The sequence below is a fragment of the Noviherbaspirillum sp. ST9 genome (genome assembly GCF_048799745.1).
Classification (GTDB): domain Bacteria; phylum Pseudomonadota; class Gammaproteobacteria; order Burkholderiales; family Burkholderiaceae_D; genus Noviherbaspirillum.
Window position 1 is genome coordinate 60,810 of record NZ_JBLWFR010000005.1, and the last position, 25,145, is coordinate 85,954.

23 protein-coding genes are annotated in these 25,145 nt (G+C 61.3%); 5 read left to right on the top strand and 18 right to left on the bottom strand.

Annotated features, from left to right (window positions below):
• Nucleotides 1–5: 5 nt before the first annotated feature.
• On the top strand, nt 6–419 hold the full coding sequence (locus ACNOHI_RS12220) for a hypothetical protein (RefSeq protein WP_420474946.1): 414 nt from the start codon (nt 6–8) through the stop codon (nt 417–419).
• Here ACNOHI_RS12220 and ACNOHI_RS12225 read toward each other — a convergent pair whose 3' ends face one another.
• Nucleotides 420–1,328, bottom strand: a complete 909-nt coding sequence (locus tag ACNOHI_RS12225; protein WP_420474947.1) for a methyltransferase domain-containing protein — start codon at nt 1,326–1,328, stop codon at nt 420–422.
• A 250-nt stretch (nt 1,329–1,578) separates the two neighbouring features.
• Between ACNOHI_RS12225 and fnr the strand changes: the two genes are divergently transcribed.
• Nucleotides 1,579–2,349, top strand: coding sequence for a fumarate/nitrate reduction transcriptional regulator Fnr (fnr, locus tag ACNOHI_RS12230; protein ID WP_420474948.1), 771 nt, complete (start codon nt 1,579–1,581; stop codon nt 2,347–2,349).
• Between the two features lie 59 nt (nt 2,350–2,408).
• Here fnr and ACNOHI_RS12235 read toward each other — a convergent pair whose 3' ends face one another.
• The 13 genes from ACNOHI_RS12235 to ACNOHI_RS12295 all read right to left on the bottom strand — a co-directional run bounded on the left by ACNOHI_RS12235 (nt 2,409) and on the right by ACNOHI_RS12295 (nt 17,361).
• Nucleotides 2,409–2,666 carry a hypothetical protein gene (locus ACNOHI_RS12235; protein WP_420474949.1) on the bottom strand — a complete coding sequence of 86 codons (258 nt, stop codon included), beginning with the start codon at nt 2,664–2,666 and terminating at the stop codon, nt 2,409–2,411.
• Nucleotides 2,667–2,865: 199 nt separating this feature from the next.
• Nucleotides 2,866–3,402: a FixH family protein gene (locus ACNOHI_RS12240; RefSeq protein WP_420474950.1), complete on the bottom strand. Its 537-nt coding sequence runs from the start codon at nt 3,400–3,402 to the stop codon at nt 2,866–2,868.
• Nucleotides 3,403–3,411: 9 nt separating this feature from the next.
• Nucleotides 3,412–4,806 carry a cytochrome c oxidase accessory protein CcoG gene (ccoG, locus tag ACNOHI_RS12245; RefSeq protein WP_420474951.1) on the bottom strand — a complete coding sequence of 465 codons (1,395 nt, stop codon included), beginning with the start codon at nt 4,804–4,806 and terminating at the stop codon, nt 3,412–3,414.
• A 113-nt stretch (nt 4,807–4,919) separates the two neighbouring features.
• Nucleotides 4,920–5,849: a cytochrome-c oxidase, cbb3-type subunit III gene (gene ccoP, locus ACNOHI_RS12250; RefSeq protein ID WP_420474952.1), complete on the bottom strand. Its 930-nt coding sequence runs from the start codon at nt 5,847–5,849 to the stop codon at nt 4,920–4,922.
• The gene (locus ACNOHI_RS12255) at nt 5,842–6,021 is read right to left on the bottom strand and encodes a cbb3-type cytochrome oxidase subunit 3 (protein ID WP_420474953.1); all 180 of its coding nucleotides are present in this window, start codon (nt 6,019–6,021) and stop codon (nt 5,842–5,844) included. The genes ccoP and ACNOHI_RS12255 overlap by 8 nt, the downstream gene beginning before the upstream one ends.
• Before the next feature lie 2 nt (nt 6,022–6,023).
• Nucleotides 6,024–6,641 carry a cytochrome-c oxidase, cbb3-type subunit II gene (ccoO, locus tag ACNOHI_RS12260; protein WP_420474954.1) on the bottom strand — a complete coding sequence of 206 codons (618 nt, stop codon included), beginning with the start codon at nt 6,639–6,641 and terminating at the stop codon, nt 6,024–6,026.
• Between the two features lie 14 nt (nt 6,642–6,655).
• Nucleotides 6,656–8,080 carry a cytochrome-c oxidase, cbb3-type subunit I gene (ccoN, locus tag ACNOHI_RS12265; protein ID WP_420474955.1) on the bottom strand — a complete coding sequence of 475 codons (1,425 nt, stop codon included), beginning with the start codon at nt 8,078–8,080 and terminating at the stop codon, nt 6,656–6,658.
• A gap of 157 nt (nt 8,081–8,237) precedes the next feature.
• Nucleotides 8,238–8,435 carry a cbb3-type cytochrome oxidase assembly protein CcoS gene (ccoS, locus tag ACNOHI_RS12270; protein WP_420474956.1) on the bottom strand — a complete coding sequence of 66 codons (198 nt, stop codon included), beginning with the start codon at nt 8,433–8,435 and terminating at the stop codon, nt 8,238–8,240.
• Entirely contained in the window at nt 8,435–10,921 is a 2,487-nt protein-coding gene (locus ACNOHI_RS12275; protein WP_420474957.1) for a heavy metal translocating P-type ATPase, read from the bottom strand. Before ACNOHI_RS12275 ends, ccoS begins: the two co-directional genes overlap by 1 nt.
• Nucleotides 10,921–11,682, bottom strand: a complete 762-nt coding sequence (locus ACNOHI_RS12280) for a sulfite exporter TauE/SafE family protein (RefSeq protein WP_420474958.1) — start codon at nt 11,680–11,682, stop codon at nt 10,921–10,923. The genes ACNOHI_RS12275 and ACNOHI_RS12280 overlap by 1 nt, the downstream gene beginning before the upstream one ends.
• A gap of 133 nt (nt 11,683–11,815) precedes the next feature.
• Entirely contained in the window at nt 11,816–13,246 is a 1,431-nt protein-coding gene (gene hemN, locus ACNOHI_RS12285) for an oxygen-independent coproporphyrinogen III oxidase (RefSeq protein ID WP_420474959.1), read from the bottom strand.
• A 151-nt stretch (nt 13,247–13,397) separates the two neighbouring features.
• Nucleotides 13,398–14,594 carry an NnrS family protein gene (locus ACNOHI_RS12290; protein ID WP_420474960.1) on the bottom strand — a complete coding sequence of 399 codons (1,197 nt, stop codon included), beginning with the start codon at nt 14,592–14,594 and terminating at the stop codon, nt 13,398–13,400.
• 85 nt (nt 14,595–14,679) lie between these two features.
• Nucleotides 14,680–17,361: a bifunctional acetate--CoA ligase family protein/GNAT family N-acetyltransferase gene (locus tag ACNOHI_RS12295; RefSeq protein ID WP_420474961.1), complete on the bottom strand. Its 2,682-nt coding sequence runs from the start codon at nt 17,359–17,361 to the stop codon at nt 14,680–14,682.
• Nucleotides 17,362–17,757: 396 nt separating this feature from the next.
• Between ACNOHI_RS12295 and ACNOHI_RS12300 the strand changes: the two genes are divergently transcribed.
• A complete protein-coding gene (locus tag ACNOHI_RS12300; RefSeq protein ID WP_420474962.1) occupies nt 17,758–18,606 on the top strand; it encodes a universal stress protein in 849 nt (282 codons plus the stop codon).
• Nucleotides 18,607–18,801: 195 nt separating this feature from the next.
• On the top strand, nt 18,802–19,068 hold the full coding sequence (locus tag ACNOHI_RS12305; protein ID WP_420474963.1) for a heavy-metal-associated domain-containing protein: 267 nt from the start codon (nt 18,802–18,804) through the stop codon (nt 19,066–19,068).
• A 153-nt stretch (nt 19,069–19,221) separates the two neighbouring features.
• On the opposite strand, the gene ACNOHI_RS12310 is transcribed toward ACNOHI_RS12305, so the two are convergent.
• From ACNOHI_RS12310 to moaA, 4 genes are all read right to left on the bottom strand, one after another.
• Nucleotides 19,222–19,902 (bottom strand): response regulator, encoded by a 681-nt coding sequence (locus ACNOHI_RS12310; RefSeq protein WP_420474964.1) that lies wholly within the window; start codon nt 19,900–19,902, stop codon nt 19,222–19,224.
• Nucleotides 19,903–19,912: 10 nt separating this feature from the next.
• The gene (locus tag ACNOHI_RS12315) at nt 19,913–21,856 is read right to left on the bottom strand and encodes a type IV pili methyl-accepting chemotaxis transducer N-terminal domain-containing protein (RefSeq protein WP_420474965.1); all 1,944 of its coding nucleotides are present in this window, start codon (nt 21,854–21,856) and stop codon (nt 19,913–19,915) included.
• A gap of 113 nt (nt 21,857–21,969) precedes the next feature.
• Nucleotides 21,970–22,635 (bottom strand): carbonic anhydrase, encoded by a 666-nt coding sequence (locus tag ACNOHI_RS12320; protein ID WP_420475356.1) that lies wholly within the window; start codon nt 22,633–22,635, stop codon nt 21,970–21,972.
• 4 nt (nt 22,636–22,639) lie between these two features.
• Nucleotides 22,640–23,614 (bottom strand): GTP 3',8-cyclase MoaA, encoded by a 975-nt coding sequence (moaA, locus tag ACNOHI_RS12325; RefSeq protein ID WP_420474966.1) that lies wholly within the window; start codon nt 23,612–23,614, stop codon nt 22,640–22,642.
• 272 nt (nt 23,615–23,886) lie between these two features.
• Between moaA and ACNOHI_RS12330 the strand changes: the two genes are divergently transcribed.
• Nucleotides 23,887–25,143, top strand: coding sequence for a metallophosphoesterase family protein (locus ACNOHI_RS12330; RefSeq protein WP_420474967.1), 1,257 nt, complete (start codon nt 23,887–23,889; stop codon nt 25,141–25,143).
• Nucleotides 25,144–25,145 lie beyond the last annotated feature (2 nt).

Sequence of the window (25,145 nt, forward strand, 5' to 3'; positions counted from 1 at the left end):
CGATCATGCACACCACTCCGTCCCTCGCCCAAACTCAACCCGCCTTTTCCACCGCCGGCGCGCTCTGGCTGAAGCTTGCCGTCCTGTACCTGATCGTCGGGGTCGGGCTAGGCATCATGATGGGGGCCAGCGAGGACTTCACCATGCGACCGGTCCACGCGCACATCAACCTGCTCGGCTGGGCCACAATGGCCGTGGCGGGACTTGTCTACAGCGTATTTCCGCAAGCGGCAGCGAGCAAACTCGCGAAGGCGCACTTCTGGCTGCACAACATTTCGCTGCCGGTGATGGCGGTTTCGCTGGCCTTCGTGATCGGCGGCCAGCGCGGCCTCATCCCCGTGCTCGCGTTTTCGGAAATCGTCGCCGCACTCGGAATCCTGGTCTTCGCGGCGAATATTTTCCTTAATTTGAAGAAGTAATCAGGCGTAGGCCGGGATGCGTTCGTCGACGACGACGCATTCCGCGCGCATCGCCTGCTGCAGCGACGGCAGTGATCCGCCGGCGCGATACTGGAAGCTGACGCGCAGGGTGTCGCCCGCTACAACCTGCACCGGTTCGCCCAACGGCAGCACCATGTAATGGTTAAGCCAGTCGATGGTCGTGCCCTGCTTCACGAGCACGGTCAGGATGTTCTTGGTGATGAAGCGCAGCGCATTGACACAGCCGGACTGTGTCATCGTGAAACACCCTTCCCACTGGATTATTTCGGAAGTGTCCTGGCTGAAGTCGAGGACACTGTATACAGCAGGCTGCGCCAGCTCGACGCTGCCGGCCTGGATGTGCGAGGGCTCCTGGAACTGGACGATCGGCGCCTGGTAACCATGGAAGTCGTACGCCTGCTGGAGCGGCTGCACTGCCATGATGGCAGCCTCCGGCAGGAAAACCGGGAGCTTGCCGCCGAAGCGCGCGCGGTAGCGGCGCTTGAACGCTTCGATCATCTGCACCTGCTTTTCGCGCAGCATGCCGACGTGGATCATTTCGCAGATCACGACGTCGACTGGCTCGGGTGGCAGGTATTCGAACGCGTCGGCATGGATGACTTCGACCTTGTCGCCGCCCTTGTTCCTCGCCAGGAGGCGGCGTGCCTCGGCCACAAGCTCGGGGTTGAACTCCACGCACCAGACCTTCTCGGCCTTGGCCGAGGCAAACCAGGACAGCACGCCGGTGCCGCCGCCAAGCTCCAGCACCTTCGCCCCCGGAAACACGGCAGCGTTGATGGCAGCCTTGAAGCCGTCCATACGGCGGCTGTCCATCAGCATGTTGTGGTGGTAGTGCAGCGGGATGAATTGTCCCAGATAGCAGCTTTCGATCTCGCGTTCGGTCAGCATGTGTCTCCCTGCGGATATGGGTAGTTGGGCGCAAGCATTTGCGGAATGAGGTACATTATCGACCCCCGCCCCGAATCCAATTCCGCAAGATGCGCCAGGATTGCCATCCTGTTCACCCGTTTTGGGTGAGTTGGCACGGGGTTTGCATGACATTGCTTGACCTGGCTCAATTCAAGGCCATAACAGCAATTATTCCTAAAGTTTGGAAAAGGGCTCGAAAATGATCCTGCACCGCCTAAATCCTGCCGACATGACTCAAACCATCCCGTTCCCGCCCCAGCAAGTGCAGCAGCCGACCGCTACCGTGCATGAGCTTCGCGCCCGCTGCTCGGCGTGCAGCATGCATCAGCTGTGCTTGCCGATGGGATTGAACGAGCTGGACATGGCGAAGCTGGACCAGATCATCGGCCGCCGCCGCAAGGTGCCGCGCGACGCGCACCTGTACCGCGTGGGTGATCCCTTTACCAACCTGTACGCCATCCGCCTGGGCCACTTCAAGACGCATCAGATCAACCCGAGCGGCGATCAGCAAATCACCGGTTTCCAGATGGCCGGCGAGCTGCTCGGCATGGATGCCATCAGCACGGACCGCCACCATTGCAACGCGATCGCGCTGGAAGACAGCGAAGTCTGCGAAATCCCGTTCGCCCGCCTGGAAGCGCTGTTCGCCGAGATGCCCACCCTGCTGCATCACTTCCACCGGATGATGAGCCAGGAAATCACCCGTGAGCAAAGTGTCATGCTTTTGTTGGGGAATATGCGCGCGGAACAGCGTTTCGCAGCCTTCCTGACGAATTTGTCCGCACGTTATTCGGTACGCGGCTATTCGTCCACCAGCTTCCAGCTGCGGATGACGCGTGAAGAGATTGGCAACTATCTCGGCCTGACCATTGAAAGCATCAGCCGCCTGCTGTCCAAGTTCAAGAAGCAGGGCTGGATCAAGGTGAACAACCGCGAACTGGAATTGCTCGACCCGACCACCCTCAAGGCAGTCGCCCAAGGCACGCAGTCCTGCGCCTGAACGCGCGGTAGCGGCCAAAAAGAAGGCGAGCGGCGCATGGCGCCCTCGCCTTTGTTTTTTTACAAGCCCCGGAAGTTGCGCCGGCCTGCGGGCGCCTCGTTTGGCACGGCCATCAGGTAGAAGGTGAGCATGCTGGCAAGTGAACAGAACAGCCAGAAGCAGAAGAACCCGATGCTGTAGACCGCCAGCGGCTTGATGTCCGGATATGTCCCGAACAGCGACAGGTCGTAGGGGTCGAACATCGAGAAGAAAAATCCCTCCGCAACGATCGCCACCAGAAACGACGGCCACAAGACGACCATCATCAGTCGCGCCATCAACCTACCCTCCTTTCACTCCGAACAATCGGTGTAAAGCTGTACCGGGATTTAGCACTGGTCACCATTCCCACTTTCGAACTATTGACATTCCCGATTTCGGGAACCTCATTCACGAGAATGAGAACGATCGTGCTGCGGATATTGTGCACCAGCATTGAATTTGTTGCCAGACGTAAGACAATATCCTACTTCGGAGTTACCTTTGGACCGTCTGGTCCGCCTTCATATCAACCTGCTTCTGCTGCGGCCACATCCACTCGCCAGCAAGGCGCCAGTCGCGCTGCTCGCCTTCGACCACCACATTCCAGCGCGCGATATCGAGAAGAGGCACTGCAATGGCGAACTGGCCTTGCTGGTCTGCCGTTGCCTCGAGTTTCAAATCTTTCATCGGCTGCGTCGAGTGCACGAGGTTCACGTACAGCTTGCCGGAGAACGGCTGCGCCTGGCTGCTGATCGACCCGACCAGTTTTCCGCTCGCCGGATCGAAGCGCAGCGAAGCATTCAGTCCCATCGCCGCTGCCTTGCGGTCGCGGCTCAGGTCCTGGTTGATTGCCTTGCCCTGCTTGTAGTAGTCGTCGACCACCAGCGCATCCTGTTGGGACACGGCGAGGTAAGTCGTGTAGATGCCGGCCACGACAACGACTGCGGGCCCCAGCATCAACAGCCAGGGCCAGCGATGCTTGTACCAGGGCTGTTGTTCATTCATTTTCGGTGGCATGGCTGCAGCTTGCATGTCATCTCCTTAACGCGGCACGATGAATACCGCTTTTTCCTTCACGTGCAGGCGCTCGTCGTCGATGGCCTGCAATTCAAATGTGATCTTGTTGGATCCTTTTTCACCCTTGCCCGGGCCGACGCGAACTCGCACGGGCACTGCACGCGATTCGGTCGAGTTCAGTTCGACCACTTCCGGTGTGGAAAGTGCGATCGATTCGACGCCGGACACGCTCAGCTTGTACTTGTGCGGCTTCTCGTCGGTGTTCATGATCTGCAGGCGGTACACGTTCTCGATCATGCCGTCCTCCACCTCGCGCCCCATCGAGCCACGGTCGCGGATCACATCCATCTTCAGCGGCGTGCGCGTGTACAGCGAGCCGAAGAACACGCCGATGATAACCAGCAGGATCGCACTGTAGATCAGCACGCGCGGTCGCGTCGCACGCTTGCGGATTTCCTTGTCCGACAGCTTGTTGCGCATCGCATTGTCGGTCGAGTAGCGGATCAGTCCGCGCGGTGCGCCGACCTTGTCCATGACGGAGTTGCAGGCGTCGATACACGCTGCGCAGCCGATGCACTCGTACTGCAGGCCGTTGCGGATGTCGATGCCCGTCGGGCAGACCTGCACGCACATCGAGCAGTCGATGCAATCGCCGAGCGAGGACTTGCCTGCCGACTTGCTGCGCGCGCCGCGCGGCTCGCCGCGTTCCTTGTCGTAGGTGATGATGAGCGTGTCGGGATCGAACATCGAGCTCTGGAAACGCGCATACGGGCACATATACATGCACACCTGCTCGCGCATCCAGCCGGCGTTGCCATAGGTGGCGAAGCCGTAGAACAGCACCCAGAACCATTCCCAGGGGCCGAGACCGAGCGTCATCACCGATGCGGACAACTCATGGATTGGCGTGAAGTAGCCGACGAACGTGAAACCGGTCCAGAGCGAGAACACACCCCATGCGAGATGCTTGGCGGTTTTCTTGGCGAACTTCGACGCCGACATCGGTTGCTTGTCGAGACGCATGCGCTGGCTGCGGTTGCCCTCGATCTTGCTCTCGATCCACATGAAGATTTCGGTGTAGACCGTTTGCGGACACGAGTAGCCGCACCAGAGACGCCCGCCGACCGCAGTGAACAGGAACAGCGCGGATGCGCAGATGATCAGCAGCAGCGCAAGATAGATGAAGTCCTGCGGCCACAGCACAACGCCGAAAAGGTAGAACTTGCGGGCGGTGAGGTCGAACAGCACGGCCTGCCGGTCATTCCATGACAGCCATGGCAGTCCGTAGAACACAATCTGCGTCAGCCAGACGCAGACCCAGCGCCAGCTGGCATACCAACCCTTGATTTCGCGCGGATAGATTTCTTCGCGCGCCTTGTACATCCGAATGACGGAAACCTTCGGTGCAGGTTCGCTCATTGATTGACTCGCTTGATCTTTATTACATAAGAGACCGGAATGGTACCTTATGTAATAAGCATGGCGGCGGCAAGCTTCGCTGCCGCCATGCGATTAGAGCCGAGATTCTCTAATTACTTCTGTGCCACCGAGGTGCTGTTGTTGGAGAGGCTCCAGACATAAGCAGCCAGCAGGTGCACCTTGCCTTCACCCAGGAACTCGTTGAAGGCCGGCATCGTGCCGGTACGGCCCTTGCGGATCGTTTCCATGATGGTTTCCGCGCCGCCGCCATAGAGCCAGGTCTTGTCGGTCAGGTTCGGAGCGCCCATCGCCGGATTGCCCTGGCCGGTCGGGCCGTGGCAGGCTGCGCAGGCGGCAAACTTCTCCTTGCCGAACGAAGCCTTGATCGGGTCGGCAGTCGAACCGGAGAGGCTGAGCACGTAATGCGCAACCGCTTCCACTTCCTTGTCGCCACCCACTGCGGCACCCATCGGAGGCATCATGCCGTTACGGCCGTTCATGATGGTCGTCTTGATGACTTCGGGGTCGCCGCCATACAGCCAGTCCTTGTCGGTCAGGTTCGGGAAGCCCTTGTTGCCGCGTGCGTCAGAGCCGTGGCACTGTGCGCAGTAGGTCAGGAACAGACGCTCGCCCATGGCGTGCGCCTGCGGATCGGCTGCAACGGTCTTCAGGTCCTGCGCCTGGTACTTGGCGAAGATCGGGCCGTAGTCGGCGTCTGCCTTCTTCAGCTCTTCCTGGTACTCGCCACGCGATTCCCAGCCCAGCTTGCCCTTGAACGAGCCGAGGCCGGGGTACAGAACCAGATAGACCACACCGAAGACGATGGTGATGTAGAACAGCCACATCCACCAGCGCGGCATCGGGTTGTTCAGCTCAGACAGGCCTTCATCCCAGCTGTGGCCCGTGGTGTCGGCTTCCTTGCCCGCCTCGACCACGATCTTGACGCGCGACTGCTGCCACAGCAGGAGGGCGCAGCCTGCGATGCCGAGGATCGTCAGCAGCGCAACGTAAATACTCCAGAATTCACTTGTAAAGTCAGCCATGTTGTTTCTCCGCAGCTTGCATTTGTTCGTCAGCGAACGGCAGGTTGGCTGCCGCTTCGAAGTCTGCGCTGCGACGCGCGCTGTATGCCCACCAGACGATACCGATGAAAGTCAGGAAGCTCAGCACGGTCACGATATTGCGCGCGTCCATGATCAAAGATTCGAAGCCCATGATTACCTCTTCGCCTTGATCTGGATGCCCAGGCCTTGCAGGTAGGCGACGAGCGCGTCCTGTTCGGTCTTGCCTTCGACGGATTTCGCTGCGTCTGCGATTTCCTGGTCAGAGTACGGATGACCCAGCTTGCGCAGCGCGACCATCTTCGGTGCGACGGACTGCGGGTCGACCTTGGTGGTGGCGAGCCACGGATAGCTCGGCATGTTCGATTCCGGAACGACGTTACGCGGATTGTCGAGGTGGGTACGGTGCCATTCGTCCGAGTAGCGGCCGCCAACGCGTGCCAGGTCGGGACCGGTACGCTTGGAACCCCACTGGAACGGGCGGTCGTACACGTACTCGGCGGCGACCGAGTAGTGGCCGTAACGCTCGGTCTCGGCGCGGAACGGACGGATCATCTGCGAGTGGCAGTTGTAGCAGCCTTCGCGGATGTACACGTCACGGCCGGCGAGGCGCAGCGCGGAGTACGGCTGCAGGCCCGCGACCGGTTCCGTGGTCGACTTCTGGAAGAACAGCGGCACGATTTCAACGAGGCCGCCGACGCTGATCACGAGCAGAACCAGCGCGATCATCAGCCAGGGGTTCTTCTCGATCAGTTCATGGGTAAATTTCTTCATTTTTGCTCCTTGATTCAAGCGTGCGACGCGTAGGCCGGGATGCGTGCATCAACAGTCTTGCCGCCGCGCACAGTCATCAACGTGTTGTAGGCCATGATCACCATACCGGTCAGGTACAGCAGGCCGCCGCCGAAGCGAATCACGTAGTACGGATAGGTCGCCTTCACAGACTCGACGAAGGTGTAGGTCAGCGTGCCGTCGGCATTGACCGCGCGCCACATCAGGCCCTGCATCACGCCGGCAATCCACATTGCTGCGATGTACAGCACGATACCGATGGTCGCCACCCAGAAGTGGACTTCGACCAGGCGGGTGCTATGCATTTCCTTCTTGCCGAACAGGCGCGGCAGCAGGTAGTAGATTGCGCCCATGGAGATGAAGCCGACCCAGCCGAGGGCGCCAGCGTGCACGTGGCCGACGGTCCAGTCGGTGTAGTGCGACAGCGCGTTCACGGTCTTGATGGACATCATCGGGCCTTCGAAGGTCGACATGCCGTAGAAGGACAGCGAAACGATCAGGAACTTCAGGACCGGGTCGTTGCGCAGCTTGTTCCATGCGCCGGACAGGGTCATGATGCCGTTGATCATGCCGCCCCAGGACGGTGCCAGGAGGATCAGCGAGAACACCATGCCGATCGACTGGGTCCAGTCGGGCAGCGCGGTGTAGTGCAGGTGGTGCGGACCCGCCCACATGTAGGTGAAGATCAGCGCCCAGAAGTGCACGATCGACAGGCGGTAGGAGTACACCGGCTTGTCGGCCTGCTTCGGGATGAAGTAGTACATCATGCCCAGGAAGCCTGCGGTCAGGAAGAAGCCCACCGCATTGTGGCCATACCACCACTGGATCATCGCGTCCTGCACGCCAGCGTAGGCGGAGTAGGACTTGGTCATGGTGACCGGGATCGCAGCGCTGTTGACGACGTGCAGAAGCGCGACCGCCAGGATGAAGGCGCCGAAGAACCAGTTAGCCACATAGATATGGGGTACTTTGCGCTTGACCAGCGTGCCGAAGAACACCACGGCATAAGAAACCCAGACCAATGTGATCAGGATGTCGATCGGCCATTCGAGTTCGGCGTATTCCTTGCCCGAAGTGAAACCGAGCGGCAGGGAGACGGCCGCGGCGACGATGACAAGCTGCCAACCCCAGAAGGTGAAGGCGGCCAGGGTGTCGGAGAACAGGCGTACCTGGCTGGTACGCTGGACGACGTAGTACGACGTAGCAAACAGCGCGCAACCGCCGAATGCAAAAATGACAGCGTTGGTATGCAACGGACGCAAGCGACCGTAGCTTAGCCACGCGATGTCGAAGTTAAGTGCGGGCCAGGCTAGTTGTGCAGCGATGAAAACGCCGACCAACATGCCCACCACGCCCCACACTACAGTAGCGATCGCGAATTGCTTCACGACCTTGTAGTTGTAGTTCAGTGATGTATCCACGTACGATCTCCCAGGGTTAGAAACACGAATGGGGGGAGAGTACGATTCCGGGTTTTGAAAAACTTTGACCCAAGTCAAATTGACCCGAATCAAGGTGACCCTTCTGACGACAAGGCCATTTTCATAGGGAGAATGGCTATGTACTAGTTCTTTTTATCTAGTTATTTTTGTCTATTTCGGTAGCAGGCTTGTCAGCGGATTCGGAAGTCTGTGGACGGTCGTCGTCCTGCAGGATGCGCATGGCCGGACCAACGAGGTCGTCGAACTGTCCGCTGTCCGATGCGCGGAAGAATACCCAGATCGCGATGAACACGATCACGATGCTGAGCGGGATGAGGAGATAGAGGGCTTCCATCAGGCTGCCTTAAGTACACGTTGCTCGTTCGAGGACGCCGATGGTACACGAGGAATGCGTCGCAGGCGCAATGCATTGATGACCACAACGGCCGAACTGAGCGACATGCCGATACCCGCCATCCAGGGATTGAGCAGTCCCACTGCTGCTGCCGGAATCGCAACAATGTTGTAGATCGTCGCCCAAGTCAGGTTCTGCCGGATCACCGCCATGGTGTGCGCGGAAGCGCGGTGTGCATCCACCACCGACGCAATCTGTCCGCTCAGCAGCACGGTGTCCGCATGCGTCTGCGCCAGCGCGGCGCCGCTGCCCATTGCAAAAGAAACATCGGCGGCCTTCAACACGGCCGCGTCATTGATCCCGTCGCCAACCATCGCCACCACTGCGCCCTCGCCTTGCAGGCGCTGGACGAAGGCGAGCTTCTGGTCGGGCAGATATTCGCCATGCGCGGTCTCGATCCCCAATTCCGTTGCAACACGACGCGTGACGCCGTCCTCGTCTCCGCTCAGCAAGATGACTGTCTTGCCATTCGACTGAAAGTGCGAAACGACATCCTTTGCATCGGACCTCACCTCGTCGGCGAGATCAAAGCGGGCTACCCATCGGCCTTCCGTGCCGAGATAGACAGGCGTGAAGCCGCCAACCGGATGAGGCGCTGCGGATCCGGCCACTTCACCCACAAACGCAGCGGAGCCCAAGCGGTAGCGCACGCCGTCGACGACACCTTCCATCCCCTGCCCTGCGGTATGTACGATCTCCGACGCCGCCAGCTCGACCCCCTCGCCGCGCGACTTCCTTGCCGCTTCGACAATCGCATGCGCAAGCGGATGGGCACTTGATGCTTCAAGTGCTGCCGCCACTTGCACGCAGCGGCCGGCATCGTCGACGCCGAAGATGGTTGTGTCGCGCAATGCAGGCCTTCCCAGCGTCAGTGTTCCGGTCTTGTCGAAAATGACATGTGTCGTCCGGTACAGCGTCTCCAGCACGTGTGGCTGGACCGCAAGCACGCCCTGTCTGACCAGCCTGTCCGTCGCCGCCGCGAGCGCACTCGGTGTCGCGAGCGACAGCGCGCAAGGACAGGAGACCACCAGCACGGCAACGGCGATCTGCCATGCGCGCGACGGATCGACCCACTGCCACACGCCGAAGATAATCACGGCGAACACTAGCAACGCCGCGACGAACCAGGCGGCAACCTTGTCCGCCCACAGCGACAGTTGCGGTTTGGCCTGGCCGGCACGCTCGATCAGCTTTACAAGGGTCGACAACGTGCTTTCCCTTGCGATCTTTGTCACCTTGACCACGATCGCCTGCGTTGCATTCACGGCGCCACCCGGCAATTCGTCGCCCACGTCCTTGCGCTGCGGGCGGCTCTCGCCGGTCAGCAAGGACAGGTCGACCGCCGTGCTGCCTTCGATTACCACGCAGTCGGCCGCAACCGCCTCGCCCGGTTTGACGAGCACCGTGTCGCCCTCGCGCAACTGGGCGGCAGGAATGGTTTCCGTCGCGCGGTCATGCGGGAAGCCCGGCATGCGCGCCGCCGACGCCGGCAAGGCGTGCTGTAATTTTTCCAGCGCCGAAGCCGCCTTGCGCCGCGCGATCAATTCCAGGTAACGGCTGCACAGCAGCAGGAAGATGAACATCGTCACCGTGTCGAAATAGACATCCCCTTCCCCGGTGAACGTTGCGACGGTACTACCGATGAAGGCTGCGGCGATGCCGAGCGCGACCGGCACGTCCATGCCAAGCGCACGGCTTTTCAGGTTGGCCAATGCGCCCTGGAAGAAAGGCAGGCCGGAATACAGCACGGCAGGCAGTGTGAGCAGCAGGCTGGCCCAGCGCATCAAGCCTTCCATGTCGGCGTCCATGGTGCCGTCGGTTGCCAGATAGACAGGGACGGCATACATCATCACCTGCATCATGGACAAGCCGGCAATGAAGACCTGGCGGAACAGCTTCTTGCTGGCGCGTTGAAGCTGCTCGCCATGACGGACGGCGTCGTAGGGATAGGCGGTATAACCGACTTCGCGTACCGCCTTCAGGATATCGCTCGGCTTGCAGGCATCTTCGCGCCAGCGCACGTGCAGGCGTTCGGTCGCCACATTCAGGTTCATCGATTGGACGCCCTGCACGGCTGCAAGCCGGCGCTCGATCAGCCAGACGCAGGCGGCGCAGCGGATGCCGTCGACGGAAAAGGTTGCCTCGCAGACGCCAGCTTCCTGGCGATCCTTCTCGGCGAACTGGTCGAGGATTTCCGGGGCGTCGTAGAGACGCAGTTCCGCAGGCACCAGCGACTCCTGGTCACCGGTCGGCGAATAGCTTTCACGGGTGACGTAATAATCCGACAAGCCATTGTCGACGATAGTTTTGGCGACCGCTTCGCAGCCGGGGCAGCACATCGGGCGCTCTTCGCCCGAGATCTTCACGGACCACGTCGATCCGGCGGGAACGGGCAGTCCGCAATGGAAACATGACAAGGCTTCCATCAATGGCCTCCGCCGTGGGAACTGGCCGCGGGCGGCGTCAGACATAGGGCGTCGAGCCAGCCGAGAGAAACGCCGCTTGAGGCGCGGGCAAGGCCCAGCAGGCCGAATGCAAGAACGACAAGACCGGCAGCGACACGCACACCGCGGCGGCGCGTCCACGCCTGCAGGCGGGTGCCGAGCATGCCCATCGTGAGCAATACGGGGAGCGTACCGGCGCCGAATGCCAGCATGACCACCGCACCGGAAACGGCGGAACCGCTCAGCATCGCGGTCAGCAGGACGCTATAGACCATGCCGCAAGGAACCCAGCCCCACAGTCCGCCCAGGGCAAATGCCTTGCCCATGCTGTCGACGGGCAGAAGATGCTTCACCATCGGCTGCACCCGGCGCCACACCACCTGCCCCGCCGCTTCCAGCTTGGCAAGGCCGCGCCAGACATCCATCAGGTACAGGCCGAGGGCGACCAGCATGAGATTGGCCAGCCAGTAGCCGCCGATCTGAATGGAGGACATGAATGACAAGGTGCGCACGCCTTGCGCCACGCCGCCGGCAATGGCGCCGGCGATGGCATAACTGGCAAGACGGCCGGCGTTATAGGCGATGACGCGGCCGGCGCCATCGAAGACGGCAGGCGCCGCAACGGCACCCGCGCCATTGGTGACGGGCACAGGAAACGGGCGACGCGGAGTCGCGACGGAGAAAGCGCTAACAATTCCCCCGCACATGCCGACGCAATGCACGCCGCCGAGGAGGCCAATCATGAAGACAGAGAGAAGATGTAATTCGGTCACGGGGCGAGGATAGCAGGTAGATGACTATCCTGCCGGATACCCGCCCGCGCCGTCCGGCAAGGCGGGGTAGCCGGCGGCGCGCAGTTGGCGGGTTCGGGGATCGTCAGATCGTCTTGGAGTAATGCATGCGCTCGACCTTCACTTCGCGCGGCATGCCGAGGTAACGGTCGAATACCATGCAGATGTTGCGGATCAGCAGGCGGCCCTTCGGGGTGACCGTGATCCATTCCTGATCGATGGTGAGCAGGCCGTCGGCTTCGAGTGCGCGCAGCTTCTCGAGTTCCGTCGCGAAGTAGTTCGCGAAGGTGATCGGATAAGCCAGTTCCACGGACTTGATGGACAGTTCGAAATTGCACATCAGCATCTGGATGATGATCCGGCGCAGCAAGTCGTCGACATTCATCTTGATGCCGCGGCAGATCGGCAGTTCGCCCTGCTCGAGACGCTCGTAATAGCCTTCCAGCGTCTTTTCGTTCTGGCTGTAGGTCGAGCCGACCGAGCTGATGGCCGAGACGCCCATCGCGACCATTTCCGCTTCCGCGTGCGTCGAGTAGCCCTGGAAATTGCGGTGGAGGCGGCCCTGGCGCTGGGCAATCGCGAGTTCGTCGTTCGGCTTGGCGAAATGGTCCATGCCGATGTACACGTAGCCGGCTTCCGTCAGGCGGCGGATGCACAGCGACAGCATGTCGAGCTTGGTCTCGCCGCTCGGCAGTTCGTCTTCGTTGATGCGGCGCTGCGGCTTGAACAATGCCGGCATGTGCGCATAGTTGTAGATCGACAGGCGATCAGGATTGGCCGCGATGACCTTGCTGAGCGTCTTGTCCATCGTGATCAGGTTCTGCTTCGGCAGGCCGTAGATCAGGTCGATGCTGATCGAGCGGAAACCGGCATCACGCGCCGCCTGCATCACACCCAGGGTGCACTCTTCCGGCTGGATGCGGTTGACTGCCTTCTGCACATCCTCGTCAAAGTCCTGCACGCCGAAGCTGATGCGATTGAAACCCTGTGCGCGCAGCGAGTGCACGCGCTCCGGCGACACGGTGCGCGGATCGATCTCGATCGAGTACTCGCCCACGTCATCGGTAGCAAAACGGAACCACTTGCGCAGGTGCGCCAGCAGGTCACCCATTTGCGCGTCGGAAATGTAGGTCGGCGTACCGCCGCCGAAATGCAGCTGCTCGACCGTGTTCATGTCGGCAAACAGCTTGCCCTGGATCTCGATCTCGCGCTTCAGGTAGGTGAGGTATTCGTCAGCCTTGCTGCGAACCTTGGTGATGATCTTGTTGCAGGCGCAGTAGTAGCACAGCTTGTCGCAGAACGGGATATGCAGGTACAGCGACAGCGGATTGCGCGCACCCATGGCACGGACGCTATTGACCGCTTGAAGGTAGTCGCCCATGCCGAAGCTGTCCGTGAAACGGTCTGCGGTCGGGTAGGACGTGTAACGCGGCCCCTGCTGGCTCATCTTGCGGATGAGCGCTGCATCGAACTGTACGTTGGATGAAATCGGAACTGCGGTTGCCGGAACTGCCATAGTGTTTTTGCTCCTGTCGTTCGCCCTCGGGACGGGGCGCTCTCAGACTGGCTTGCAGTGTACGTTTCCGGACAAAACAGGGGCCTTGATCTATGTCAAAAAGCCCCAGATTGCGTTACCGCGCGGGAAAAAAAGTCAAGCAAAAAGTGTATCAGCCCTCGCGTCCGTCAACGCGCGGCGACAGGAGATATGGCGCATAGACAACCACATACAGCACGAAGGCGATGCTCCAGCACGCTGCTGCGGCGACGAGCATTTCCGGCCGCATGAGATTCGCGGCGGCAAGCACACGGGCAACGACGCCGAGCTGGATCAGGACATACATGGCAAATTCGCTCTTGCCCGCATCAAGGGGACGTCCCGTATGGCCGAGTGCGGTCCGTGTGATCATGCCGATAATCAGTCCGGCCATCGAGCCGATGGTCAGCACGTGGAAGGCGGCGCTGCTGGTCGTCATCCCCCATGCCGCCAATCCGAGCATGAGGAAGCCGACGGGAATCCATGCGTAGGAAAGGTGCAGGATCCAGAGGATGGGTTTGCGCAAGGTTACGTGGGGCATCCATCCGAGTACGCGCGTTGCCTGCGCAACTGCGGCGGCAATGGCGATCGAACCGGCGAGCGGACCGGGAAGGTGCCCGATCCAGGCCAATGCTGCAAGCGCGGTAAGTGCAATGGTGATCTTGTCGCGCTTCTCATTCATGATCGGCTTGGCCCCCTGGACGGCATTGGCGGTAAAGCCGGGGATGACCCGCCCGCCGATGACCGTTTCGATCATGACAATGATGAGAATGGCCGCCTGGATCGGCGCGATGGAAGAGATCTGGAGCAGGCCGGTTGCTGAGGCATGGAAGCACACATTTACCAGCGTCAACAGTGCGAGCAGGCCCACCAGGAACATGTTGCGCTTGTTGCCGGTGCGTTGCAGCACGCGATAGATCGGATAGGCGGCGAGCGGCAGGAAAAGGAGATCGACGACCGCTGCGACGATGGGCGGGGCGAACAGCATGGCAACACGGCCGGCGATCCACAAGCCCGCCAGCGCCGCAAGGTGCCCTCGCCTCGGCGTCCACAACCCGGTCCAGTTCCGGCCAGCGGTGAACAGGAAGCCAATGATGACCGCGATGGCAAAACCGAACACCATCTCGTGCATGTGCCAGTTCAGGTCCACGTGTGCCAGCATGCCAAAGTTGCCGAAATAACGGGCAATCCAGAGCGGAACACTGAGCGCGGCGAACAGCGCGGCGAGCAGATAGAACGGACGGAAACCGAGCCGGAACACGGGGTGATGGGAGAATCCGGTCTGCACCGGCTCCTTGACACGCGGTTCTTCTATCCTCACGAGGGCCATGACAACTCCTAAAAGATTCATTTAAGAAGAATCTTATATTGCTCGTCCCTCGAATGCAATCGCGGCGACACGCCGCGCACGCGAATTAGTCTTTTTTCAATGGAAGTTTCAGCAAGTAGGTATCGTTCTCGCGCGACCGGTTCGCCGAGAATCCGAGCGGTTTGACCAGCCCGAGCAGCGCCTGGTTCTGGCTCAGGGTTTCGCCGACAATCTCCTGCGCGCCGCGATCGCGTGAATGGCGGATCAGCTTCTGCATCAGCAGCTTGCCGAGGCCTTTTCCCTTCAGCTCGGAGCGGATGGTGACGGCGAACTCGCCCTGGACGTTGTCGGGGTCGAACACGATGCGGGCGACGCCCATCGTTTCCGGCGATCCATCCGCGCGATTCCGCGTTGCAATGAATGCCATTTCGCGGTCGTAGTCGATTTGCGTCATCCGGGCGAGCTGGCCGGGCGACAGCTCGCGCATGTGCACGAACATGCGCATGCGTACGTCCTCCGGCGTGAGCGAGCCGAAGAATTCGACGTGCTGGGCCCCGTCTTCCGGCTTGATCGGCCGCAGGAGGATCTTTTCCCCTTGCCAATCCACCCACTCCTCCAGCTCCTCCGGATAAGGACGGATCGCAAGACGGTCCATGCCGCCCTTTTCCGTCGGCCGGATGCGGATACGCGCATCGAGTGCGATCACGCCGATTGCATCCGCGAGCAGCGGATTGATGTCCAGCTCCATGATCTCGGGAATGTCGATGACGAGATGCGAGATTTGGATCAGCGTATGGCAGATCGCGTCGATGTCGGCAGGCGCGCAGTTGCGGAATCCGGCAAGCAGCTTCGATATGCGCGTCCGCGAAATCATGTCCCGCGCCAGCACGGTGTTCAGCGGCGGGAGGCCGATCGCATGGTCGGCGGTGATTTCGACGGCAATGCCGCCTTGCCCGAACAGGATCACAGGTCCGAACACCGGATCGGTTGCGACGCCGACAATCAGCTCGCGCGCCTCCGGGCGGCGCACCATCGATTGCACGGAGAAACCGGTCAGCGCGGCGCGCGGCCGCATCTCGGCGAGACGCCTGTTCATCGCGGTGGCCGCGGCACGCACGGAGTCCGCGTCCTCCAGGTTGAGGACCACGCCGCCCACGTCCGACTTGTGCACCACGTCGGGGGAAAGAATCTTGAGCGCTACGGGGAATCCGATGCGCTGCGCACATTCCACGGCCTCCTCGATGGAGCTGACCGAGCGCGTCTGCACCACCGGGATGCCATAGGCTGCCAGCACCTGCTTTGCTTCCGGTTCCGTCAAGCTATCCCGTCCGCGGTCCAGTGCTTTCCTGACCATGGCCCGCACCGCCTCCCGATCTTCTTCGACCGATGCGGCAGCGGATGCCGGCACCTCCATCAGCAGCTTCTGGTTGCGGTTGTACTGCACGATTTGCATGAAGCCGCGTGCCGCCTCCTCAGGTGTGTCGTAGGTCGGGATGCCGGCTTCGGAAAAGACGCTGCGCGCCTGGGCGACCTCCTCCCCGCCCAGCCAGCAGGACAGGACGTTGCGCGAGGCGTTCTTGACGGCGGGCACCAGCGCCGCGGCCAGATCCGCGCTGCGCACCATCGCCGACGGCGCATGGATCAGCAATGCGGCGTCAACATCCTTCTCGCGCATCACGATATCCATGGCGTCGATATAACGCTGCGCCGGGGCGTCTCCCAGGACATCCACCGGGTTGTCGCGCGACCAGCCCTTCGGAAGCACCTTGTCCAGGCTGTCGATTGCCTGCTCGGAAAGTCCTGCAAGACTGCCCTGCTTGCCGATCAGCGCGTCTGTCGCCAGCACGCCAGGGCCGCCGCCGTTGCTGATAATGGCCAGGCGGTCTCCCCGCGTGGGCCGGGAATGCGCAAGCGTCTCTACCGCGTCAAACAGATCCAGCGTTGTATAGACCCGCAGCATGCCTGCACGGCGAATGGCTGCGTCATACACGTCGTCGGCACCTGCAAGTGCACCGGTGTGCGACGCAGCAGCCTTGGCACCCTCCGGTGCGCGGCCGGCCTTGATTACGATGATGGGTTTGCTGCGCGCGGCCGCGCGCGCCGCCGACATGAATTTGCGCGCATCGCGGATGGCTTCGAGGTACAGCAGGATTGCCTGCGTATCGTTGTCTCCGGCGAGATAGTCGAGCACGTCGCCAAAGTCGACGTCGCACTTTTCACCGAGCGAAATGAACTTGGAAAATCCGATATTGCGCGCCTTCGCCCAGTCGAGGACGCCGGTCGACATCGCTCCCGACTGGGAGACAAAGGCCACTTTTCCGGGAAGCGCATCGGTATGCGCAAAACTTGCATTGAGGCCGAGGCGCGGCACGAGCAGGCCGACGCTGTTCGGACCGAGGATGCGCAGCAGGTGCGGCCGCGCGGCCTTGAGCATCAGGTCTCGCATGTTCCGCCCGACCAGGTCACGCGCGGCGGCAAGGCCGGGCGTCAGGACGATTGCCGCCTTCGTGCCGAGCTTGCCGAGGTCGGAAATGATGCCGGGAATGGTGGATGGCGGCGTGCAGATGATGGCCAGGTCCGGAGCGCTGGTCAGTTTTGACACCGAGGCATGCACCGGGCGGTCCGCCAGGCTGTCGTACTTCGGATTCACCAGCATGATGTCGCCTTTGAAACCGCCGGAAAGCAGGTTCTTCAGCACGGTCACGCCGACCGACTCCGCGTTCGGGGACGCCCCGATGAGCGCGATCGATTTCGGTTCAAACAGATGCTTGAGGTTCCTGACGGTCATGGCAAATCCTGGCGGGCCGGTTCAAATCATGCAATTGTCGCACTACCAATGCACGGATGCGGCAAATGCGGGCGTTGTCGTTCGGGGTGGTCTATCGAGCTGCGAGATTCGATCGCAATACGGCGGTGCTACGCCTTCCGGCGTGCCTTCTTCGGCGGCGAAAAGCGGCGATTCGTACCGCATTTTCATGTGTCGAGAATGTTACAAATCGGGGTCCGGAGAAATTTTGATCTGAGTCAAAAATGCCCGAAGTAATGTTTGAGGCAGTCGCATTTTTCTGGACTGCATCGAAGCTAGGCCCTACGCTACTAACGCAACTTGAATGAGTGCATCGCCACTGCCCTTTGGAAGACACTGCGTGGCGATAGCCTGGCCAATCAATAAAAGGAAGATTACATGTCGTACAAAACGGTACTCGTCCATGTGGACAAAGACAAGCATTCAACCGAACGTATCAAGCTCGCGGCGCAAATCGCGATGAACGACGAAGCGCACCTGATCGGTGCCGCGCCGAGCGGTGTTTCCCGCTTCATTTACCAGTCCCGCTTCATTTACGAAGGCGGTGGCATGGCTTCCCATCTCGACAGCCATCTGGAAGAACTCCGCAAGGCGGCCAAGGATTCGCTCACCCAGTTTGAAAGCACGGTCAAGAGCCTCGGCCTGCAGTCGTATGAAGCACGCCAGGTCGACGACGAAGCCGGCGCCGGCATCAGCCTCCAGGCGCGCTACAGCGATCTCGTGGTCGTTGGCCAGGCGAACCTCGACGAACCGTCCTCGACGACCCTGCCCGACTTCCCGGAATTCGTGGTCATGAACTCCGGCCGTCCGGTCCTGATCGTTCCCTACGTTGGCCGCTACGACGCCATGCCCAAGCGTGTCCTGATCGCATGGGATGCAAGCACCAGCGCAACCCGCGCCGTCACCGCCGCGATCCCGCTGCTCAAGCGCGCGCAGAACGTTGACGTCGTCGTGTTCAATCCGGATTCCCGCGGCGACGCCCACGGCGAAATGCCGGGCGCCGACATCGGCCTCTACCTGGCCCGTCACAACGTGAAGGTCAACGTGGTGCGCCAGAAGACCGACATCGACGTTGGCAACGCCCTGCTGTCGATCGCAACCGACCTCGGTTCCGACATGATCGTCATGGGCGGCTACGGCCACTCGCGCTTCCGTGAAATCCTGCTCGGCGGCGTGACCCGCACCGTGCTGGAGTCGATGACCGTGCCGATCCTGATGGCACATTGATCACGCCGCGGCGCGGGCTTCCGTCCTGCGCCGCCTCGTGAGTACCGTTACAGATTCAACAGCGCAGGACAGCTTCCGAAAACTTGATCCCGATCATTCAAGACGATGCATGCAGTCCGTTAGCATCGTCCGGAAGACCTGTGCGGCGGCTCCGCGCCGCTTGCCGTATTGTCAATTAGCGATAAAGGAAACACCATGCAAACCGAAGTCCTGAACGTCACCGGAATGACCTCCGAAGACTGCACCGAGACGGTGATGCGGACGATCAAGTCGATCGACGGCGTCAGCAACGTCAGTGTGTCGTACCCGCAGAACCGGGCGATCGTGCAATTCGACGAGGAACAGACCGCGCCGCAGGAAATGGCGAACGCGCTGGCAAAGGCTGGCTTTGGCGTCAGGAAAATCAATCTCGGCGAGCAGGACTCTTCTTGCGGCGGCTGCTGCGGAAAGTGCGGCGGCTGATCCTGGGTTGCACTGCGTTTTGATGTAAATGGGCCGGATTTCCGGCCCGTTTGCTATTGGGGGTCTGCTGAGGGCGGGAACGACGGGGAGCGTAAATGTCCGATTCGACTGGCGGCGCCCGCCTTTAAACGCTGGTAATACGCCTGCGTCGGTTCACACTGCCTTCTCCCCCACCCCGGCCATCCCATGCTCCACCGCATACACCGCTGCCTGCACCCGGCTGGCGAGGTTGAGCTTCTTGAGGATGTTCTGCACGTGGATCTTCACCGTGCTTTCCGCCACATCCAGCGTCCGGGCAATCACCTTGTTGCTTTCTCCCCGTGCCAGGCAGGCCAGGATCTCCCTTTCGCGCGGCGTCAGCCGGTCGATGTCGGATGCCGGAACCGGCTTGCTTGCGCCTCCCTGCATATGCGCGACCAGCTTGGTCGTCATCGCCTCGGCCAGGACCGGCTCTCCCGCAGCCGCCCGCCGAATCGCGCGCACCAGGTAATCCGCATCGATGTTCTTGATCAGGTATCCGCGCGCGCCGGCCTGCAGCGCCGCGGTCAGGTCCTGGGCCTCTTCCGAAACGGTCAGCAGGATCACCGCGGTGTCGGGACAGTCCTGAAGGATGAGCTGCAGGGTTTCCAGCCCTGACATGCCCGGCATGTTGAGGTCCAGGAGCACGACATCGGGTCGCAGCTGCTTGGCGCGCTTGATGCCCTCCACCCCGTCCGCGGCCTCGCCGACCACGGTGAAATCGGCGTTGCGCTGCAGCAGGGACCGGATCCCGCTGCGAAACAGCGTGTGATCGTCAACCAGCAGCACACTGATCGGTTTTGTGTTCGTGTCCATGGTCATTCCTCTAGGCCGCCCGGCGTTGCTCATGCGGAAGCCGCAACGACACCAGCGTACCCTGTCCCACCTCGGAATCGATCTCGAGCCAGGCCAGGATACGTTGTGCGCGCTCCCGCATGATATTGATGCCGACGTGGCCCTCTCCTTTCTGCAATAGTGTCTCCGCGTTGAAGCCGACGCCGTCATCCCTGATGGTGAGCATGAAATCCTGCCCATCCTGCAGCCGGATTTCGACATGGCTTGCCGTGGCGTGCTTGCGGATGTTCGACAGCGCCTCCTGCACGATGAACAGCACCTGCAGCTGCTGTTCGCGGGAGAACGGCGTACCTGTTCCCTCGCACACGAATTCGACATCGATGCCGGTCTGCTTCCGGAACTTGACGAACGCCGTTTGCAACGCGCCAATGAGGTCGTCTTCTGCAAGCCTGCTGCGGAAATTGAGCAGCAGTTCGCGCACATCCTCGTAGCTTTCCTTCACCCCGGCGCGCAGTGCGCCGACGATTTCCTCGACTTCGTCCATGCGCTGGCCGCGCAGCGAGTCGTCGAGCATCTGCAGCTGGATATTCATGAAGTTCAAGCCCTGCGCAATGCTGTCGTGCAGGCCCTGCGCGACAAGGTTGCGTTCTTCGGAGATCGCCATTTCGCGTTCGCGGCTGCCGAGCCGCATGTTCTCGACCGCGGTGCCGAGCATCTGCCCGAGCGTTTCCAGCAATGCCTGCTCCCGCTCGGTAAAGCGATGCGCCTCCCGGAAATGCAGTGTAAAGAAACCGACATGCTGCTCATGCGCGAAGATGTGGAACATCGATACAGTTTCAAACCCTTCCTCGCGGCAGCGGCGGCTCGGCGAAGGCGCCACGCCGCGCAGGTCGTGAATGATCGAAATCCGCTGCGCGACCGCATCCCCGCACAGGCATTCTCCCGGCTTCATGCAGCTTTCCGCCTTGACGTGCGCTTCCGAGATCCCGTGATGCACGATCATGTGCGCATTGCCGTTACGCTCGTCCAGCACCCGGACCGTGCCACCGTCGGCGCCGAAATAAGTCCGAATGCGCAGCAGGAATCCTTCGCACATGGCCTCGACCGGCTGCAGCCGCTGCAGGAAGGCGGCGCTGTCGTACAGCAGGGCCAGCTCGCGGTTCTGATCGGCCAGTTCCGCCGTCTTGACCTTCACCCGCGCTTCGAGGCTGTTGTACAGCGCCTCCAGACGGTCGGCCATATGGTTGAAGCCCTCGGTGAGCTGGCCGAACTCGTCGTTGCTGTCAACGGGAAGACGTGCGCTGAAGTCCTTGTCCGTCATCTTCTCGATACCGCCGCGCAGGCGTTCCACCGGTTCGATGATGAGCAGGAACATCAGGTAGATGATGGCCACGGTCCCGCTCAGTGCCAGTGCGATCAGTCCCATCTGCGACGCGCGCAGCCAGAACGTGCGCATTTCGCTGTCGCGCTCGATGGCTTTGACCAGGTCGTCCACTTCCCGCACGAAACCGTCCACCTCGGTCTGGAACTGCTTCCACGCCGCGATCCGGATATGCGGGTTGTCACCGATCACGTCGACGGCGAGCACCTGGATGGTCTTGTGCCATTGCGCCGAGACCTGTTTGAAGGCATTCCGGATGCCGGTCGTCGGTGGCAGGAACAAGGGCCGTTGCGGGTCGCCCCGCTGGAGGCGCTTGAATGCATCGTTGATGGCCTGGAGCTTGCCCGTGACCTCAGCCCGGGTCTCAAGCCTGGCCGGCTCGGAAACCGTCCGTCCCAGCAGGACAGTCAGGTGATAGCTGTGCATGCGCAGGCTGCCTGTTTCATTGATCGCCGCCGAGCTCCCCTCCAGCTGCCAGGAGAGCATCAGCGTCGTCCCGATGGCCAGCAGCGCGAGGCACAGGAAGCCGAGCAGCACCCCGACGATCTTCGTCGAGAGACGCTGCCAGGTAGGCAAAATGTTATCGAGGGGCATGGGCTGGTCCGTTGCGGCCGATCGTTAGATTCCTGACAAACTGGCTTCCGCCGGCCCCATTATTGATGGGACTGTCGTGCAAAAACCATAAGACAAGTCAAGAAAATGCAGGTTTATGCCGCCGCAACGTTCTTGCCGGCGCGTTCCAACGGGCATACCAGGGGCAGGAACTCCTGCTTGCGGGGGGAATAGGCCATCAGGGCGCCGGTGTCGATGTCGAAATACCAGCCGTGCAGGATGAGGCTGCCCTCCTCCACCCGGCGCTTGATCCACGGATACGTCATCAGGTTGTCCAGGGAGTGCAGGATGCTGGCCAGCTCGCAAGCCTTGTGCTGGCCGGGATCGTCCTTGTGGGGCAGCTCGCGCAGCACGCGTTCGCGCACCGGTTCGGCAATCCGCATCCAGCGGCCGACGAAATCGGTTTCCTCCGCAATGCGACGCGGCGACATCAGCGCGCGGATCCCGCCGCAGCGGGCGTGGCCGAGCACGATCACGCGATCCACTTCGAGTCCGCATACGGCGAACTCGATCGCCGAGCTGACGCCCGGCGGCGCATCCGGCGTACAGGGAGGTACGAGGTTGGCGATATTGCGAACCACGAACAGTTCGCCGGGATTGCTTCCAGTCAGCAATGCCGGATCGACGCGGGAATCGCAGCAACCGATGATCAGCGTGCTCGGTTTCTGGCCTTCGCGCAGGCGCGCGAAGCGGCCGGGTTCAGCAAGATACTCCTGCTGGAAGCGGCTGAAACCGCGAATGAATTTTTCTATGTCCTGCATCACGTTAGCCCCCGGTCTGGGACATGAGACGGACGATCTTGGCCGGCGCCTCCCGGAACTCGTGTTTCTGCGGCTTGAGTTCAATCGCCGTCCGGATCGCCGCCTCCAGTTCCGCATCGCTCGCGCCGCCCCTCAGCAGGGGACGGAATTCGAACTTTTCCTCCTGCCCGAGGCAGAGGTACAGTGTGCCGTCCACCGACAACCGCACGCGGTTGCAGGTCGCGCAGAAGTGCTGCGACATCGGGGTGATGAAGCCGACGCTGGCCTTGCCGTCTTCCGTTGCAAGGTAGCGTGCAGGCCCGCCGCCCAGCTCCGCCGCCTGCGGGCGCAGGCCGAACTTCTGCGACAGGCGCGACTGGATGGGGCCGAGGTCGAGGAATCCGGTATCACGCCCGGTCGCCCCCATCGGCATCGTCTCGATCAGGCGCAGGATGAAGCCATGCTCGATGCAGAACTCGACCATGGAATCGATCTCGCCGTCATTGATGCCCCGCATTGCCACCATGTTGATCTTGATCGGGTCGAAACCCGCCGCCTTGCCTGCCATGATGCCGTCCAGGATCTGGCCGAGGCTGTCACGTCCGGTGATCTTTTCCATGCAACCGCGGTCGAGCGAGTCGAGGCTGACGTTGATGCGTGAGACGCCGGCCGCCTTCAGCGCCTCGGCATGGCGGTCCAGGCGCGTCGCATTGGTTGAAAGGGACAGGTCCCGGATACCGGGCAGACGGGCGATCCGGCCGGCCAGTTCAGGCAGGTTCCGCCGCAGCAATGGCTCGCCGCCGGTCATCCGGATGCGCGAGGTTCCGAGGCGGGCGAAGACCGACAGCAGGCGCTCGATCTCGTCGAACGTCAGCCAGTGCTTGGGCTCTTCAAAGCCTTTGAAGCCTTTCGGGATGCAATAAGTGCAACGCAGGTCGCAGCGATCGGTCACCGACAGACGCAGGTAATCGATGGATCGGCCGAAACGGTCGCTTAACATCCTTGCTCTCCGATGGTTTTACTTGAAAACCATTGTATCGGGAGGGGTTCAGCTTGGAAGTTGGCATGAGGAGCTAATGGGTATAGTTCTTTGGAACTAGCGGACAACGGCTTCAGCGCGAATTTCTTGCCTGTCGGCTAATGGAATTGCGGACGCCCGCAAGGGTGGCAAAGAAGCTCCTCGATGTGTATTATCGCCCGCTCGGTGCGGAACCGGGAGCATCATGCTCCCTCGGCCGGCACGCAACAAACTTGTCTTCGAATCGGGAAAAAATGAGATTCATCCATGCGGCGGACATCCACCTGGACAGTCCCCTGATCGGCCTGAGCGCCTACCCGGATGCGCCCGCGCAAATGCTGCGTAGCGCCACCCGCGACGCATTTACCAACCTGATCAACGAGGCGATCGAACAGCAGGTCGATTTCGTGGTAATCGCGGGCGACCTGTACGACGGCGGCTGGAAGGACCATAACACCGGCATCTACTTCTGCCGGGAAATGGGACGGCTAAAGAAAGCCGGCATCAAGGCTTACGTAAAGTTCGGCAACCATGATGCCGAAAGCGAGATGACGAAGAAGCTGGTCCTGCCGGACAACGTGCATACCTTCGAATCCCGCAAGGCACACACCTTCATCATCGATGAACTGAATGTCGCCCTGCACGGGCGCAGCTTCAAGGATGCCGCCACCACCGAAAACCTGTCGCAGAGCTATCCCGACCCTCTCCCCGGCATGTTCAACATCGGCGTGCTGCATACGGCCCTTGGCGTCCAGTCCACGCATGCCAACTATGCGCCCTGCACGCTCGACGAGTTGCAAGCGAAGGGCTATCAGTACTGGGCGCTGGGCCACGTGCATGAATACCAGATGTGGCAGGGCCACTCGACGATCGTCTTCCCGGGCAACCTGCAGGGGCGCCACGTCCGCGAAACCGGGCCGCGCGGCGCCGTGCTTGTCACGGCCGACGAGACCGGCGTGCAGAAGGTCGAACGGTTGTTTGTCGACGTACTGCGCTGGCACAGCGTGAATGTCGATGCGACGAGTTGCAGCACCATGCCTGAGGTCGTACATGCGATCAACCGGGAACTTGAAACGCTGGTTCAAAGCGGCCCGCCGAATATGCCGTCGGCCGTCCGGATCACCATTACCGGCAAGACGCCGGTGCATGGCGAACTGTTTGGCATGGAAGCGCAACTGCGCGCCGAAGTGCTGGCCTGCGCTGCGGCGATTGCGCCGGAGCGCCTCTGGATTGAAAAGGTGAAGACCGCCACGACGGCATCGGACGAGACGGAGGCGATCCGCGCGCGGGGCGACGCGCTCGCCGACTTGCAGGAGTTTTTCGAACAGGCGCAAACCGACCCGGACTTCCTGGACAGCCTGAAGAACGACCTCATGGGGCTGGTCTCCAAGGCGCCGCTGGAGCTGCAGAACGCCGTTCCCTGCTTCAAGGACATCCGCAGCGGTGAGCTTTCCGGACTGGTCGGCGAAGTCCGTCCCGGCCTCGTGTCGCAACTCGCCAGGATGGAGTAAGC